This is a genomic window from Desulfobaculum sp. SPO524 (assembly GCF_044987625.1).
GTDB lineage: Bacteria > Desulfobacterota > Desulfovibrionia > Desulfovibrionales > Desulfovibrionaceae > Desulfobaculum.
The window spans coordinates 944,426-960,255 of record NZ_JBJDSB010000002.1 but is presented as its reverse complement, the minus strand read 5'-3'; the positions used below and the strand labels follow the sequence as shown (position 1 = coordinate 960,255).

At 58.5% G+C, this 15,830-nt stretch carries 18 protein-coding genes and 2 tRNA genes; 9 read left to right on the top strand and 11 right to left on the bottom strand.

The features are described 5' to 3' along the window. Positions 1–40: 40 nt before the first annotated feature. Together efp and ACI3L3_RS09905 are read right to left on the bottom strand one after the other, a co-directional pair. Positions 41–604 carry an elongation factor P gene (gene efp, locus ACI3L3_RS09910; RefSeq protein WP_404844948.1) on the bottom strand — a complete coding sequence of 188 codons (564 nt, stop codon included), beginning with the start codon at positions 602–604 and terminating at the stop codon, positions 41–43. Positions 605–640: 36 nt separating this feature from the next. Then, entirely contained in the window at positions 641–1,105 is a 465-nt protein-coding gene (locus ACI3L3_RS09905; protein WP_404844947.1) for a type II 3-dehydroquinate dehydratase, read from the bottom strand. Positions 1,106–1,285: 180 nt separating this feature from the next. Here ACI3L3_RS09905 and yihA point away from each other — a divergent pair, with 180 nt between their 5' ends. Beyond that, positions 1,286–1,867, top strand: a complete 582-nt coding sequence (yihA, locus tag ACI3L3_RS09900; protein ID WP_404844946.1) for a ribosome biogenesis GTP-binding protein YihA/YsxC — start codon at positions 1,286–1,288, stop codon at positions 1,865–1,867. Between the two features lie 101 nt (positions 1,868–1,968). Here yihA and lptG read toward each other — a convergent pair whose 3' ends face one another. The 3 genes from lptG to ACI3L3_RS09885 are packed head-to-tail and all read right to left on the bottom strand — an operon-like array spanning position 1,969 to position 4,433. Continuing rightward, a complete protein-coding gene (gene lptG, locus ACI3L3_RS09895; RefSeq protein WP_404844945.1) occupies positions 1,969–3,060 on the bottom strand; it encodes an LPS export ABC transporter permease LptG in 1,092 nt (363 codons plus the stop codon). Then, positions 3,050–4,213, bottom strand: a complete 1,164-nt coding sequence (gene lptF / locus ACI3L3_RS09890) for an LPS export ABC transporter permease LptF (RefSeq protein WP_404844944.1) — start codon at positions 4,211–4,213, stop codon at positions 3,050–3,052. Before lptF ends, lptG begins: the two co-directional genes overlap by 11 nt. A gap of 19 nt (positions 4,214–4,232) precedes the next feature. After that, complete coding sequence (locus ACI3L3_RS09885) at positions 4,233–4,433, bottom strand: hypothetical protein (RefSeq protein WP_404844943.1); 201 nt, start codon at positions 4,431–4,433, stop codon at positions 4,233–4,235. Between the two features lie 141 nt (positions 4,434–4,574). Between ACI3L3_RS09885 and ACI3L3_RS09880 the strand changes: the two genes are divergently transcribed. Together ACI3L3_RS09880 and ACI3L3_RS09875 are read left to right on the top strand one after the other, a co-directional pair. Beyond that, positions 4,575–5,381 (top strand): undecaprenyl-diphosphate phosphatase, encoded by an 807-nt coding sequence (locus ACI3L3_RS09880; protein WP_404844942.1) that lies wholly within the window; start codon positions 4,575–4,577, stop codon positions 5,379–5,381. A 97-nt stretch (positions 5,382–5,478) separates the two neighbouring features. After that, positions 5,479–5,555: transfer RNA gene (locus ACI3L3_RS09875), tRNA-Met, on the top strand. Positions 5,556–5,778: 223 nt separating this feature from the next. Here ACI3L3_RS09875 and ACI3L3_RS09870 read toward each other — a convergent pair. From ACI3L3_RS09870 to ACI3L3_RS09850, 5 genes are all read right to left on the bottom strand, one after another. Beyond that, positions 5,779–6,636: an endonuclease I family protein gene (locus ACI3L3_RS09870; RefSeq protein WP_404844941.1), complete on the bottom strand. Its 858-nt coding sequence runs from the start codon at positions 6,634–6,636 to the stop codon at positions 5,779–5,781. 98 nt (positions 6,637–6,734) lie between these two features. Next, positions 6,735–7,349, bottom strand: coding sequence for a protein RhiA (locus ACI3L3_RS09865; RefSeq protein ID WP_404844940.1), 615 nt, complete (start codon positions 7,347–7,349; stop codon positions 6,735–6,737). 77 nt (positions 7,350–7,426) lie between these two features. Beyond that, the gene (locus tag ACI3L3_RS09860; RefSeq protein ID WP_404844939.1) at positions 7,427–7,846 is read right to left on the bottom strand and encodes a helix-turn-helix domain-containing protein; all 420 of its coding nucleotides are present in this window, start codon (positions 7,844–7,846) and stop codon (positions 7,427–7,429) included. 432 nt (positions 7,847–8,278) lie between these two features. Then, positions 8,279–8,539, bottom strand: coding sequence for a hypothetical protein (locus tag ACI3L3_RS09855; protein ID WP_404844938.1), 261 nt, complete (start codon positions 8,537–8,539; stop codon positions 8,279–8,281). 217 nt (positions 8,540–8,756) lie between these two features. Then, on the bottom strand, positions 8,757–9,062 hold the full coding sequence (locus ACI3L3_RS09850; RefSeq protein WP_404844937.1) for a TIGR03905 family TSCPD domain-containing protein: 306 nt from the start codon (positions 9,060–9,062) through the stop codon (positions 8,757–8,759). Between the two features lie 312 nt (positions 9,063–9,374). On the opposite strand from ACI3L3_RS09850, the gene map reads away from it, so the two are divergent. The 3 genes from map to ACI3L3_RS09835 all read left to right on the top strand — a co-directional run bounded on the left by map (position 9,375) and on the right by ACI3L3_RS09835 (position 10,953). Further along, the gene (map, locus tag ACI3L3_RS09845) at positions 9,375–10,157 is read left to right on the top strand and encodes a type I methionyl aminopeptidase (protein ID WP_404844936.1); all 783 of its coding nucleotides are present in this window, start codon (positions 9,375–9,377) and stop codon (positions 10,155–10,157) included. A gap of 96 nt (positions 10,158–10,253) precedes the next feature. After that, positions 10,254–10,330: transfer RNA gene (locus tag ACI3L3_RS09840), tRNA-Met, on the top strand. 74 nt (positions 10,331–10,404) lie between these two features. Further along, positions 10,405–10,953, top strand: a complete 549-nt coding sequence (locus ACI3L3_RS09835; protein ID WP_404844935.1) for a hypothetical protein — start codon at positions 10,405–10,407, stop codon at positions 10,951–10,953. Positions 10,954–10,961: 8 nt separating this feature from the next. Here the strand turns inward: ACI3L3_RS09835 and ACI3L3_RS09830 are convergent, their stop codons facing one another. Beyond that, entirely contained in the window at positions 10,962–12,704 is a 1,743-nt protein-coding gene (locus ACI3L3_RS09830) for a sigma-54 interaction domain-containing protein (RefSeq protein WP_404844934.1), read from the bottom strand. 305 nt (positions 12,705–13,009) lie between these two features. Here ACI3L3_RS09830 and ACI3L3_RS09825 point away from each other — a divergent pair, with 305 nt between their 5' ends. Genes ACI3L3_RS09825 through ACI3L3_RS09815 form a run of 3 tightly spaced genes read left to right on the top strand, consistent with a single transcriptional unit; the run spans position 13,010 to position 15,815 of the window. Further along, positions 13,010–13,384 (top strand): RidA family protein, encoded by a 375-nt coding sequence (locus ACI3L3_RS09825; protein WP_404844933.1) that lies wholly within the window; start codon positions 13,010–13,012, stop codon positions 13,382–13,384. A 13-nt stretch (positions 13,385–13,397) separates the two neighbouring features. Beyond that, positions 13,398–14,618, top strand: coding sequence for a diaminopropionate ammonia-lyase (gene dpaL, locus ACI3L3_RS09820; RefSeq protein ID WP_404844932.1), 1,221 nt, complete (start codon positions 13,398–13,400; stop codon positions 14,616–14,618). Positions 14,619–14,630: 12 nt separating this feature from the next. Next, on the top strand, positions 14,631–15,815 hold the full coding sequence (locus ACI3L3_RS09815; RefSeq protein WP_404844931.1) for a YgeY family selenium metabolism-linked hydrolase: 1,185 nt from the start codon (positions 14,631–14,633) through the stop codon (positions 15,813–15,815). The last annotated feature ends 15 nt before the right edge of the window (positions 15,816–15,830 follow it).

Below are 15,830 nucleotides of genomic sequence, written 5' to 3'. Positions count from 1 at the left end.
CGCGCCATGGCATCACGGCGCGCCGCTTCATTCCTTTTGCTTAGGATTCGCGGCCGATGTAGGAGCCGGAGCGGGTGTCAACCTTGATGGAATCGCCGATGTTGATGAACAGCGGAACCAGCACGTTAACGCCGGAAGACAGCGTGGCGGGCTTGGTTGCGCCGCTGACGGTGTCGCCCTTGATGCCGGGTTCGGTCTCGATAACTTCCATCACCACGGAGGCAGGCATATCGAGGTCGATGGCGCGGCCCTGGTAGACCATGATTTTCACTTCGGAGCCGTCCACGAGGAAGCCAGCGCTGGGGCCGAGCTGGTCGGCCTGCACTTCCATCTGCTCGTAGGAGGTCATGTCCATGAAGACCAGCGTCGAAGCGCCCTCACGGTAGAGGAACTGCATGCCGCGGGTTTCCAGATCGGGCTTGGCGACCTTTTCGCCGGAGCGGAAGGTCTTATCGATAACGCGGCCGTTGAGCAGGTTGCGCAGTCTGGTGCGCATGACGGCGGCCCCCTTACCGGGCTTGTGGTGCTGGTGCTCCAGAATCTCGTAAGGGGTTCCGTCCATTTCGATTTTCAGGCCGTTCTTAAAATCAGTCGTTGAGTACATTCATCCTCCCAATATAGCGGAATATCACAAAAAATTTTAGACATCACCCTGCGAGAGCCGCCGCACGACGGCTGCCACCGCAAGGGCGTAGGACTCGATACCGAAACCGGCGATGATGCCGAGGGCGTGTCTGGCAATGTGGCTCGTGTGGCGCAGCGGTTCCTGCCGCGCCCAAACATTGGAAATATGCACCTCGACAAAGGGGATGCCAATCCACGCCAGACAGTCCGCCAAAGCAAGGCTGGTGTGCGTATACGCTCCGGCATTGAGCACCACACCGTCAATACCCTGTTCCCGCGCCGCCTCCAGCCTGTCGATGAGTTCGCCTTCGCCATTTTTTTGGTCAAAGGTCAGCTCCACCTCGCTGGCCGCTGGGCCAAGAAGCGAGGCGACAAGGTCCGGGACGTCGTCCATGCCGTGGCTGCCGTAGATTTCGGGCTGGCGCACGCCAAGATGCCCGAGGTTCGGGCCGTTGAGCACGAGTATCGAATATTTTGCCATGTTCGGGTATCCTTTGGAAAACGACAATGACGGCCGCATGATGCGTCCGTCCTAAGCGCCTCTGTATTATATGTTTCCCCTGTGGTTGGCAAATCCAAAGAATCCGGGCATACTCGCGCCCCGCGACTGGCCGCAAACCATAGAACCTAACGAAAGCGCACCACGCGCAGGATAGCCCATATGCACCCGATGCTCGAACTTGAAAAGACAATCTACCTCATGAACCAGCTGGAGGAAATGCCCGCGCCACAGGTCGCCATGGCCGGACGCTCCAATGTTGGGAAATCATCGCTCATCAATAGCCTTGCCGGGCGCAAGAAGCTGGCGAAAATCAGCTCCACTCCCGGCAAAACCCGTAGTCTGAATTTTTACAAGGTCAAGCCCGACGATTTCTACCTCGTGGACCTGCCGGGATACGGCTACGCCAAGTGCTCCAAGACGGAGCGCGAAAAATGGGCCAAGCTCATCGACGCGTACCTGAAGCGCAACGAATGGCTGCGCGCCGTGGCCGTGCTGCTGGACTCGCGCCTGACTCCGCAGAAGATTGACCTTGAACTGGTGGGCTACCTGCAGGAACTGGGCATCGACATCATCCCCATCCTGACCAAGGCCGACAAGGTCAAGCAGAAGGAGCGCTCCCAGCGCCAGAATCAGTGGCAGAACATTCTTGGCGGCGCCAAGCCCATTATCAGCTCCTCCAAGACCGGTATGGGACAGGACCAAATCTGGACGGCCCTCCGCGAGGCCGCGCAGGACGAGTAGTCCACCCCGCCGCGCGACACCACTGCGCAATTCGACATAAAAAAACGCTGCCGGAGCATCACTCCGGCAGCGTTTTTTGTTGGTTCATCGTACGGCGCGCCCTACGCGTTTTGGCGTGTGGGGATAGCGCACCATATAAGGCGCGCCCCGGCAAGGGTGCAGAAGACAATATTGCCCAGCCAAGCGCCGATGGCAGGCGGCAAAACGCCGTTCTGACCCAGCGTCATGCCAATCATAAAGACCACATAATACGCAAAGGTCAGCACCAGCGACAGCGCAATGTTCAGGTAAATATTCTCCGACATAGTCACCAGCGCCATGGCAAGAAGTCCCATGGCAAGGATGGAGAATGCGTACGACCACTTGCTGTGCCACGAGGTGAGCAACACCTCCACATTGGAGCCGGATTCCTCCAGCTTGGAGATGGTATCGCTCAGTTGCCACAGCGGAAGCTGGGCCGGGTCCATGTCCGGGTCCACCGCCAAAAAGGCCTTGAGGTCCTGCTTGATGGGCACGGTCACTTCCGGGTGCTTCTCATAGCGGAAGGTCTGGGGGTTCAGCACGCTTGCGTCCTGCAGTACCCAGTGGCCGGGCTTGGCTTCGGCGGAAGCGGCGTCGTATTGATGGGTGAGGGAGCGGCGGTCTTCGCTCAGCTGATAGATGTGAACGCCGCGCGCCTGACGCAGCGCGGGCACGGCCTCGGCAATTTCGACAATATAATCGCCCTCTTTCAGCCACAGGTTGCGCATGGTGGTTTCCTCCACCACATTGCCGCGCACATCCTCGGCCCAGATACGGCTGGACATCTGCTGCCCATACACGCCCACAAACTGCGCGAAAACAAGCTGAATCACGCACCACAGCAGGGAGTAGGCAATGTAGAACGACGACAGGCGGCCAAAAGAAATGCCCCCAGCCCGCAGGGCCAGCAGCTCGCGGTGGCGCGCCATCAGGCACAGCTGGGACACCACGGACAGCAAAAACACCGCAGGCAGAATTTGCGAGATAATCAGCGGCAGCTTCACCCCGAAGTACGTCGCGATGGTGGACAGGCCAAGGCCCGCCTCCAGAAAGTCGTCCAACCTGTCGAACACGTCGGTCAGCAGGTACAGGCCCGCACCAACGGCAAGACATGTAAGGATATAGAACATGTTCTGCCGCAGCAGATAGGTATTGAGCGTCTTATGAAACATGTTCGGCCTTCCGTCCCAGCGTTCTCAGGTGTCGCATCCACTCCACCACGGGGATGGAGCGTTCATTGGCCGCTTGCCGCAGGCCGTAGAGTCCGGCGAAGAAGAACAGCACATCCGGCAGCCACAGCCCCACAACGGGGGACAAAACACCGGTTTCGCCAAGGGACAGGCCAAGGGACAACAGCGTGTAGTACGCAAGGAAGAAACCCAGCGCGAGGAGCAGCCCCCAGTGTCTGTGCAGGCCGCTGAACATGGACGCCATGGGAATGGCGAACAGCCCAAGCACCAGACAAGCCAGCGGCAGAACCACCCTCTTCTGGATTTCCACGCGAATTTTACGCGCCCAGTTGTCGTCCACGCCTTCGCTGATGTTTTTGTCATCCAGCTCATGCAGCCGTGTCCACGACATTTCCTTGGGGCGGACGTCTCCGGGCTTGTAGCCATGGAACATGCGCGAAAGGTCCATGCGCACCTGATAGGTGCCAAAGCCAATAACGCTCAGGCCATCCTTTTCGTGGCGGTAAATCTTGCCATTTTCCAGCTGGAAGACGATTTCGCCCTCATCCTTGTTGGTCTTGATAACGCCTGTGGGCGCAAGGATGGTTGACGCGCGCTCGCCGCTGGAGGCGTCCTTGACGAACACGGTTTTCAGCTTGCCGCTCTTGGTGTCCGCATTTTGGGCATAGAGGGTCAGCCCCGGAAAATCCATATTAAAGACGCCGGGTTGCAGAACAAGCTGCGTCTTGGAGCGCGCCAGCTCCAGCATAGTGGACCGGAAGTTCTCCATACCCCAAGCAAGGCCGGAAAAGGATATCCAAAACGTTGCGGCGGTGCACAGCAGCGCAAGAAGCAGCGGCGCGGGCAAAAGCTGGTACAGGCTCACGCCGGACGCGCGCAACGCCGTAATTTCGAGGTCCGTATTCATACGCAGCAGCGTCAGGAACACGGCCAGCATGCACGCGATGGGTATGAGCAACAGCAGAAAGAACGGGCTGAGGTAGGCGAACATTTTGAGGATGTCCACAAAACCAAGGCTCTGACTGATAAGGATATCCCGCAGTTGAAGCAGTCTGCCTATAAGAAGAAGCGACAGAAGCGACCCCGCACACAGCGCAAAGAGCGTGGCGAGTTCCTTGAACATCTGTCGTTGCAAAAGTGATGGAAATAGCGGATTACGCAGGGGAGTCGTCCTGTTTCTTGAGGTTCTTTCTGTAGAATTCCACGAGGAGTTCCTCGTCCTTTGGACCAAGGTTGAACCGCATAGAGGCCTCTTGCACAAGGGCGTGAATGTCCTTTGGCTCATCCTCAAGCTGCTCACTCAACCAACGAACCGCACGGCGCAGAAGTTCACTCTCGGGCATAATCGTCGTCATAGTCCCTCCTTCCCGCCGGGTTGCGGGGTTCACTGGCATCTACACCATCACCGGGGTGCTTGCAACTTGTCCACGCATGGGCTAGGCGCTGGTGACGGCGCATAACCGCCGCACATAACATATACTCTCAAGGAGACGAATGTGGAATCCATCGTCCAAGCCGCCATCCTTGGCGTTGTGGAGGGGCTGACAGAGTTTTTGCCCGTCTCGTCCACAGGGCATCTTATCATCACCGGGCACCTGCTCGGATTCACGGGGCAAAAGGCCAACACGTTCGAGGTGGTCATCCAGCTTGGCGCCATCCTCGCGGTGGTTGTTCTGTACTGGGAGCGCTTTTGGGGGCTTGTCCGCCCAACCGAGGAGCGCCGGTTTTCCGGAATATACGGCCTGTGGCTGCTGTTTTTGACCTCGCTGCCCGCAGGGCTGGCCGGACTGGCCGCCCACGACTTCATAAAAACCCACCTCTTTGGCCCCTACACCGTCGCCCTCGCCCTTGGGGTTGGCGCGCTGGCCATTTTGTGGGTGGAGCGCAAACAGCGCCCCGCGCATACCAACACCCTTGACGAGGTGACGCCACTCTTGGCCCTCGGCATTGGCGCGTTTCAGTGCCTTGCCCTGTGGCCGGGCTTTTCGCGCTCCGCCGCCACCATCATGGGCGGCATGATTCTGGGGGCGCGGCGTACCGTTGCTGCAGAATACTCCTTCATCGCCGCTGTGCCCATCATGTTCGCGGCCACCGGCTACGACCTGCTCAAAAGCTACGACCTGTTCACCGCGGCGGATATTCCTTTCATGGCCGTTGGTTTCGTCGTCAGCTTCATTTCCGCGTGGCTGGCGATCAAGGTCTTCATCAGCCTGCTTGGCAAGGTGACACTGCGGCCCTTCGCATGGTACCGTCTCGCCATCGCGCCAATCGTTCTTGTCTGCTGGCAGATGGGGATTTTTTGAAAAAATCGTATTTTTCCCTTGCATTCAATTTTGAAACTCCCTATAAGCCAATTCCCGACGCGGTGAGGCAAAACTCACAGCGCGGCACCCATAAAGTGGCGAGGTAGCTCAGGTGGTCAGAGCATGCGGCTCATATCCGCAGTGTCGGAGGTTCAAGTCCTCTCCTCGCTACCACTGATTGCACAGCCCCTTCTGCGAAAGCGGAAGGGGCTTTTTCTGTATTTGGGTGCCCAGTCCCTCCTCCCCTCTCCAGCGCAACGCGCCCATGCCCCCTCACAAGCGAGGCAAAGGCGCGAGAATACGCCTGCCCTGCCCCTTTCGCTCAAGGCCCCACCTCAGCACCAAAACGGACAGACATATGTCTGCCCGGTTTGGGATGCCTTGGGAGCCAAGGCGCTTAGGGGGTGGAGTTGGTGGCGTTTGCAGGTGGCCAAATGATGCTGACGAATTCCGGGCAGTCGATGAAGGGGTTGCGGTTGCCCTGCGTGAAGTGGACCCGCGAGTTCCGTGTCCGCTCCCAATCGCTGACGGGATCTTGCGTGTGCCACGTGAGAAGCTCGGCAAGGTTGCCCAGATTGGTGTCATTGGTGCTGGTTGCATTCGAGTCCACAAGCGTCAGGTTGCCGGTGTTGCCGAATGCTCCATCATACATCACATCCATATAGAAGAGTGCCCGCGCCACGTCGCCCTTGACCTCGTCAGGCGGCTCAAAGGTCGTTGCCGTCATCTTGTACGTTGTGCCGTTGAACACAAAGCTGGTTCCGCCCGGCGCAAAATCGTGGCTATCACGGTCGCGGTTGATTTTGCTGTTGGCGGGATACAAGTGATGCAGGTCCACCGCGGCTTTAACATGCCCTTCAATCCACTTCCTTTTTTTGTTGTCATTGCGCATCTTGCTGGTTGGCCAGAGGTGTTCTCTGTTCCAGCAGTACGGACTGGTGTAGGTATCGCTGCACTTGTCGCCTGTGGGGAGGATGTTGCGGCTATAGAGAAGACGCACCGTGGCATTGGGATAGCCGTCCGTCCAGAACAGCGAATTCCACGTTGAAGCATAGCTCCCAAATGTTGTGTTTTGATGGATGAAGGTATTGAGCGCGGTGCGCAGCTTTGTGCCATTGCCCTCGGTGTAGGCGAGGATGACAGCCGGCGGGTACAGATTCCGGGTTGCGACATCGAAGCATTGCGCCTGAATCGACGCATAGCAGGCCGCCAGAAGCGCACACAGGGCAAGCAGACTCCCGATGAGTTTTCGCATGGTCCCTCCAAGCCGGCGCTGACGCCGGGTGGCGCGCCTCCGGCATTATGACGTGTTGGAAAGCGCGGCCCGGTACAGGCCGGGCCGCGCGGCGGCTGCTAGCACTTCGCGGGGGTAATGGTCCACGCGTTGTCCGCGCCAAGGGTTGCCGTCATGTTGTAGACGTTGGGCGGGAACTCAACCACGGCCTTGTTGGTGATGGTTTCAACGTCCAGCACCTGCCCTTCCACGTAATCGCCGAAGGCCACCCAGTAGGTGGGATGCGGGATGAAGACTTCCGTCAGGTTGGGCTGCGCCTCCACGGCGAAGGACGCCTTGCCACCCATGGCGATGCCAACGGAGGCCTCGCGCAGCGGGATAGTGTCGTCCTGATGGATGTAGAGGTTGCCGGCCTGCGCGCCCTTGCGCTGGTCCAGGAAGGTGTACGCGCCGTCATAACGCGTGAAGTCCACATGGTTGGCGGTGACGAGGTCGGCGGGCCACAGCTGCTGGGCGTCAAAGACCACGCCGGGAATCAGCTCGCCCACTTCGCTCCACGTGAAGTTGTAGTCGATGCTCCACGTGAATTTCAGGCGGTAGTTCTTGGGATGGCAGCGCTTGGTCAGCCACGCCAAGGACAGAATGTTGGAGTTGCTCATGTCCGGCGGCGTTTGGAAAACGCAGAAGTCGCCACTGTTGGTGGAATTGTTCACGAACTGAATGGAATACTGCATGGTGTTGTCTCCTTGTAGGGTTGTTGTCATTTGCCTTCGGTTGCTTTTTGCTCCACGTGCCGCATGGGGGTATCACTTCATACGCACTCTCCTTGTTGCATCTCCTCCACTCGTTTTTTCTGCAGAAAATAGTGTTTTCGATATTGTCCGGGTGTGACGTGGAAGTGCTCCTTGAACTTGCGGCAAAAGTCCTCTTCCTTGGCAATGCCGAAGTGATTTCCCACCTGCTCCACGCGGATTTCCCTGTTGCACTCCAAAAGACGGCGCGCCCTGCGCATTTTTTCCCACTCAATGGACAGCCGCGCGAGGTGTCTTTTCTTTTCGCCGCACCGCTTGTTGTACAGGCGGCAGAGATGCGTCGGCGTAATGCCGATATCATCCGCAAGGCTCTGCACTGTCATTTGAGAAAGCTCATCGTCCCGTGCATTCATAATGCGAAACGCTGCTTCCTCCAGCCGGGTCCATCTTCGATTGTGATGTGAGTTCTTTTTCTGCATATCTGTATTGCGCCTCTGGATTGATGTGCCGTACTGACTGCATTAAATATCCGTCGTGCAATTTCTGGAACCCCGAGATATAGACAGGCCTATACCCTGCGCCACGCCACAGCGGCAATCAGGGCAACACACTGACGTGTAGGGAAATTCACCACGGTGGGTATGCAGAAAGACCGAACAGCGGCGCGCAAAGCGGCGCATGCAAATCCGTGCATCAAAAGCAAGGGCGGGCAGATGCGCCCATGTTCCTTCTGTGGGCGAACACGCCCCAGCATGGCGAAAAACGGCTTTTTTTTGGTGGATGCGCCAAGCGGCGCAGAGTCAATGCGTCGGATAAGGAGCGGCCATGAATGCAAAAATCCGCCTCCAGCAGTGCCGGAGGCGGATTTTTACGGCCAATGAATGGCTATGGATACGTCTTGAAAAAAGGCGCTACCAGCGTAGCAAGCGCCGTAAAAGCCCTATTCCCGAGGCGGCGAGCAGCATCACCAAAGCGGCGCACAGGGTGATGGACAGGAAATTCGTCTCCCCCGCCGTGCCCGCAAACTCCAAAAACAGACGGCCAACGCCAATGAGCAGTATGCTCCCCGCGCCCACGCCGCCCGTAAAGACGACAACGGCGAGGAAAACATTGCGCGAGCCATACACAAGGACAAGGATAAACAGCATCAAAATGCCGGTCAGGATGGTCATGGCGCTTTCTCCTTGTGCTTGAGGGAGGTTTCCGCCGCCGGGAGGCGCTGCGCGCACGCCGGGGCGTTCTCCACACATAGCAGATTCCGCGCTCCTGCGCCACGGAAACGGCGTGAGCTTGCCCCCTGCACTCGCCCTCACTCCGCGCCATTGGGCAAAAAAAAGCCCCCGGAGACCGGGGGCTTGGAGACACGTCGTCAGCAGCGCGCGAGGCGCATTAGCCCTCGATGTAGGGCGTAATGGCTTCCACGAGCTGGTCGGGACAGGATGTGGACTTGCGGCCACAGCGGATGCCGCGCAGGCGCTCCGCCACTTCGGTCAGGGGCATGCCTTCCACAAGACGGCCGATGCCGATGAGGTTGCCGGGACAGCCGCCCGTGAATTCCACGTTATGGAGCTTGCCGTCTTCAACCTCGAACCGGATCATCTTGGAGCAGACGCCCTTGGGGACAAAGACCTTGGCGGTATCGGCTTCCTGCGCGGACTGGGCCGCGCCGGACGGAGTGAGTTCTTCAAGATTCATGAGGCACTATCTCTTTACGTTACAGGTTCAACTTTGGCGGCCAACGTGACGTATGCCCTGCCAGCAAACGAGAACTATAGGCATCCACTGCGCCGTGTCAACACGGCCCGGCGTCCGCTGCCGCTTCCGCACGGGCATGGCGTCTTGGCGCTTGTGCGCGTACCATAGGGGCGCAACGCGGGCAGCGGCCCGCAAGAGCAAAAATCCGAGGGCGAGGCTGGGAATACAGGCTTCATGCCGCCTATGGTTGACATGGCCGCACGTTGGAGTATGAGCTTGCCCTTTGCGTATGGAAAAAACCGGAGTGCTACTTTGAAGCTCAAGAAGAAGTCAGAGATCGCGCTGATGCGCGAGGCGGGTCAGCTGCTGTGGCAGGCCCACATGATTGCCGCCGACATGGCGGAGGCCGGAGTCACCACCGAGGCCATCGACGCCGAGGTTGAAAAGTTCATCATCGGTCACAACGCTGTTCCCCTGTTCAAGGGTGTTCCCGGCGAAGTGCCCTTCCCGGCGACGTGCTGCATGTCCGTGAACGAGGAAGTTGTGCACGGCATCCCCTCGTCCCGCCAGTTGGCGGAGGGCGACATCATCAGCGTAGACATCGGCCTCAAGATTAACGGCTGGTGCGCGGATTGCGCCTGCACCCACGCCATTGGCACCATTGACGACGAAAAGCGCGCGCTCATGGACGCCACCGAAGAGTGCCTGCGCATCGCCATCAAAGACATCCGCCCCGGCGTAAAATGGAGCAAAATCGCCAAGAAGATGGCCAAGCACGCACGTAATTGCGGCTTCTCCGTCGTGGAATCCCTTGTGGGGCACGGCATTGGCGAAAGCATGTGGGAGCCGCCGCAGGTGCCCAACTACTTCTCGCGCAATTGCACGGACTTCCGCATCAAGCAGGGCATGGTCATCGCCGTTGAGCCGATGATCAATGCTGGCGTGAAGGACGTGGAGACCCTCTCGGACCATTGGACCATCGTGACCAAGGACCGCCGTCCCTCCGCCCACTTTGAGCACACCATCGCCGTCACCGCCGCCGGCGCTCAGGTCATGACCTGCGGCCCGAACGGCGAAGGATGGGCACTGGACTAACTTTTTTGGACTTTTTCCCGAAAAGTGCTTGCAATATCCTGAGAAGTGCGTAGACGTCTTCTCCGCGGGTGACGGAACACGTCACACCAACAAAATGGCGAGGTAGCTCAGGTGGTTAGAGCATGCGGCTCATATCCGCAGTGTCGGAGGTTCAAGTCCTCTCCTCGCTACCATGATTATCAAACCCCTTTCGCTTCGGCGGAAGGGGTTTTTTGTTGCGTCAAGACACAAAGCAAAGGAGCTAGAGATGCCATCCTATGAACTCATCAACTGTATCACTGGTGTATTCACTGCCTTCGGAACGGTAGGGGCAACCTCCATTGCGGCATGGACTGTATGGAGACAATTGTCGCCCCACCTCAAGGGCACGTGCGATATTAGGTATGCACTATCTGGAGGAAGACAACCTCAAGAGGTACTCCTTATTAAGGTCGCCAACCTTGGTGAGAAAAAAGCCCGAATAGTAACATATGGTTATTCAATTGGTTTTTTCAGGAAAAAGCATGCCATAGTAAAAACAAACGGACCTCAATTTCAAAATTTATGCACAACAATAGAACCTATGGATGAATCTTTTGCAATGCTCTCGATCGAGGATTTTAAAGATAAACAGATGGAATTCTTCATCGAGAATTTATCAGAAGACAAAATGTGCAAGAATAAATTGTATGCTCATCTAAAATTAAAATCATCCAGATGTTATTTTAGAATAGCAAATAGAAATAGCGTGACATGTAGACTCGGTCCAAACCTCCAAAAGACTATTATAGAAGCCTTCTTTAACAAAAACAAATAGATCCCCGCCTACAGCCCGTACAATTGAATTTTCCGGTAGAGAGTCGCCAGACCGATGCCAAGGCGCTTGGCGGCGAGGCGTTTGCCGCTGGTGGACGTGCCGAAACGCTCCAAAGCCTTGGCTATGGCCTCGCGCTCCACTTCGTCCAGCGGGCGGATATCATCGGCAACCTCAAGGCGCGGGGCGTCGGTTTTGATGGCGTGCAGGAAGGCTGGCAGGCAGTCCGGCGTCACCTCGCCGCTGGCGGGCATCATATTGACAATAAATTCAATGGCATTCTCAAACTCACGGATATTGCCGGGCCACGGGTAGCTGCGCAGCATCTCCATGCACTGCGGCGAGATGTGCTCAAGGCGCTTGTTGAAGCGCTCCCCGTATTTGCGGAAAAAGTGCTCCGTCAGCATGTCCACGTCCTCCAGCCTGTCGCGCAGGGGCGGAATCTCAAAGGGGATGACGTTGAGGCGGTAGAACAAATCGCTCCGGAAGGTGTTGTTGGCAATCTGCTCCTGCAGATTGTCGTTGGTGGCGGCGATAACGCGGATGTCGATGTTGATGAGCTTGTTGGAGCCAAGGCGGATGACGGTGCGCTCCTGCAAAACGCGCAGCAGCTTCACCTGCAAATACAGCGGCATGGAGCCGATTTCATCAAGGAACAGCACGCCGCCGTTGGCCAGTTCAAACTTGCCCACGCGTCCGGACGAGCGCGCCCCGGTAAACGCGCCGCTGGTGTAGCCGAACAGTTCGCTTTCCAGCAGCGTATCCGGAATGGCCCCGCAGTTGATGGCGATAAACGGCTGGTCGCGGCGGTCGCTTTCCTTGTGGATGGCGCGGGCGAACAGCTCCTTGCCCGTGCCGCTCTCGCCCGTGATGAGCACCGTTGAAGACGACGTGGCAATGCTCTGCACGCGCTGTTTCAACTTGGTAATGACCGGAGACTCGCCAAGGATGGCTCCAAGCCCCTCACCGTGCGGCTGCGAGCTGATACGCGACATCCGGCGCATATAGTCGCGCTGGCTTTCAAAGATCACCAGCTTGGCAAAGCGCGCATCGTCGCCCACAAGCTCCACGGTCCGCGCCATAACCGTCAGTTCCACGCCGTTACAGCGCAGGTCGTATTCCTCGGCGTCCTCCACGGTGTTGCCGGTGGGCGTCATGTCCACCGCGCGGGGCAAAACGTCCTGCCGCAGCTTCATCATGCGCCGCGCGTGGGAGTTCACATACGTAATCTCCCCGTCCCTGCCGAACACGAACACCCCATCGGAATACGCATCCACCACGCCCTGCAGCATCTCCACCGTCTGCGACATGGCTTGCAGACGCTTGGTATCCGCAATGGACCCCGCAACCATGTTGGACATCAGCTCAATAAAGGTCAGGAACGAATCCCGTGTTTCCAGAATCCGCGCTCTGTCCTGCTCATTGAAGCAGATAATGCCAATAATACCCTCCACCTTGCCGTCCACCATGATGGGCGCGCACAGGGTGAGCTTTTCCTCGCAGGTATCGCGCTTCTTGCAGCCGTTGCAGATGGGGTGAAAGCGCGGCTTCTCCACATACACAGGATGCCCGGAGCGCCGCGCCGTGCGGTAAACCTGCCCGGCATCAATGATGCTGGTCCCCACCCCTTGGGCGTAGCGCCCCGTCCCCGCCACACGGGTAAAGGAGGAGTTCACCACCTCCACATCAAGCCCGATAACAATGGATATAACTTCCGCAATGCGGCGGATGGATGGCTCAATGGTCTCAATCATGCTCTGGCTCCGCTTCTCAAAATGAAAATAGCTTTCACGACATTTTTTGCTGGATGGAGGCTTCCGCCTCGGGGTAGTGGATGAAAAGCCCTGTCAAACAAGGCATTTTGGCTATAGCAAAAGTTTATTCTCGATACGAGAATTATTTTTCAGTTTGAGAAGCAAAACCGCAGCAACGTAGGGCCTTCAGATGCGGCATAATCCAGCAACGCTCTGGAATACATACACTTTTTAGAAATCGCTCCATGTTGGCACCCTCCTTGCCTTAGAGAGTTTCACATCACGTTGAAATCCAAGGAGGTACAATGAAAACCGTACTCAATACCGATGCGGCCCCCGCCGCCATCGGACCTTACTCCCAAGCCGTCATCAAGGACGGCACCCTCTACGTCTCCGGCCAGCTTCCGGTCGACCCCGCCACGGGCGAATTGGTCGAGGGCATCGAGGCCCAGACACGGCAGAGCCTTGAAAACGTCAAGGCCATCCTGAACGAGGCTGGCGCCACCTGTGACAACGTCTGCCGGGTGGGCGTTTTTCTGCAGGACCTGAAGGACTTCGGCACCATGAACGACATCTATGCCGAATACTTCACCGGCGGCTATCCCGCACGCAGTTGCGTTCAGGTTGCCGCGCTGCCCAAGGGCGCACTGGTCGAGATTGAAGTCATCGCGGACCTTTAAGGATTCAGGACACATGAGCACAACACGTTTCATTGCCAACAAAACGGCCCGTGCGGCCACACAGAAGGTCGATGTCGATTTTCTGTCCGTCAAGCATGCCAAAGTGGCGCGCGACTTTTTCAGCACCATTGACGGCTACGCCCCCACCCCGCTGGTGGGCCTGCCCGCCCTCGCCGCCGACCTTGGCGTGGCCAGCTTCCACGTGAAGGACGAGTCCAAGCGCTTTGGCCTCAATGCCTTCAAGGTGCTGGGCTGCGGGTTCGCCATTGCCAACCACATCTGCGAAGTGCTGGACACGCCCATCTCCGAGATGAGCATGGAAAAGCTCTGCTCCGCCGAAGTGCGCGAGGCTGTAGGCGAAATCACTTTCGTCTCAGCCACGGACGGCAACCACGGCCGCGGCGTCGCTTGGGCCGCCAACAAGCTGGGGCAAAAGTCCGTCATCTACATGCCCAAAGGCTCGGCCAAGGCGCGTCTGGACAACATCCGCGCAGAAGGCGCAGACGCCAGCATCACGGACATGAACTACGACGACGCCGTGCGCCTTGCCTGGCAGAACTCGCAGGAAAAGGGCTGGGTCATGGTGCAGGACACCGCATGGGACGGCTACGAGAAGATTCCCGGCTGGATCATGCAGGGCTACACCACCCTCGCCTTTGAGGCGCTGGAGCAGTTTGAGGAGCAGGAAGGCGCGCGTCCCACCCATGTTTTCCTGCAGGCTGGCGTCGGTTCCTTTGCCGGCGGCGTGCAGGGCCTTCTGGCCGCGCGCTACGGCGACGACAGGCCGAAGACCGTCATCGTTGAGCCGGAGCTTGCGGACTGCATCTTCCGCTCTGCGCAGGCCGCAGACGGCGACCCGCACTTTGTCACGGGCGACATGGCCACCGTCATGGCCGGTCTTGCCTGCGGCGAGCCAAACACCGTGGGCTGGGGCATCCTCCGCGACTACAGCGACGGCTACATCTCCTGCCCGGACTGGGTTGCCGCCAACGGCATGCGCATGCTGGCCGCGCCCAAGGGGAGCGACCCCAAGGTCATCTCCGGCGAGTCCGGCGCAGTGACCACCGGCATCGTGGAGTGCATCATGCACCGCCCCGAGCTTGCCGCCATCCGTGAAAACCTGGAACTGGACGAATCTTCCCGCGTTCTGGTCATCAGCACGGAAGGCGACACCGACCCCGAAATGTACCGCCGCATCACCTGGTACGGCGCCTACCCCGAAGTGGACGAATAAGGAGAGAGGCACGTGATACACGAGGAAGCAAAAAACGCCGTCGTCGCCCTGTGCGCCGATATTATCCAGCAGCCCAGCGTCTCCGGCGAGGAAGCCGGCGTCGTCTCCGTCCTTGAAACCTTCATGAAGGAGTCGGGCTTCGACGAAGTCACCATCGACCGCTACGGCAGCATCATCGGCTGCGTTAAGGGCAACGCCCCCGGTCCCAAAATCCTCTTTGACGGCCACATAGACACCGTGCCCGTGGACGAGCGCCGCTGGACCAAAAAGCCCTTTGGCGCGGAGATTGAGGACGGCCGCATGTACGGCCGTGGCACCTCGGACATGAAGGGCGCTGTCGCCGCCATGGCCGTTGCCGCCGCCGAAATGGCCAAGCCCGAGAACCGCAACTTTGCTGGCGAAATCTACGTCGCAGGAGTGGTGCACGAGGAGTGCTTTGAGGGTGTGGCCGGCCGCGAAATCAGCAAGAACGTGCAGCCGGACTACGTTGTCATTGGCGAAGCCTCGCAGCTAAACGTCAAGATTGCCCAGCGTGGCCGCGCCGAAATCGTGCTGGAGACCGAGGGCAAGCCCGCGCACTCCGCCTCTCCGGACGAAGGCATCAACGCCGTCCACAAGATGATGGAGCTGGTGCGCCGCGTAGAAGCCCTGACTCCGCCGGAGCATCCCATGCTCGGCAAGGGCACCAACGCCCTGACGGACATCAAGTCGTCCCCCTATCCCGGTGCATCCGTGGTGCCCTCCGGCTGCCGCGTCACCTACGACCGCCGTACGCTGGTGGGCGAGACCAAGGAGAGCATCCTTGAGCCCATCCAAAACGCCATCAACGCCCTGAAGGCCGAAGACCCGGACTTCAAAGCCACGGCAAGCCTCGCCATTGATGAGGCCCCGTGCCACACCGGCGAGACCATCAGCGCGGAGCGGTTCTTCCCCGCATGGGAATACAGCGAGGACGAAGCCTTTGTGCAGAGCACCCTTGAGGCGCTGCGCGGCATCGGCCAAAGCCCGAAGATCGACCACTACGCCTTCTGCACCAACGGCAGTCACTATGCCGGTGAAGCGGGCATCAAGACCTTCGGCTACGGTCCGTCCCTTGAGACGCTGGCCCACACCGACGACGAGTACATTGAGCTTGATCAACTGCACAAGGCCGTTGAAGGCTACATGGCCATCAGCCGCGCACTGCTGCACACCTAAGAGGGAGTTCCTGCC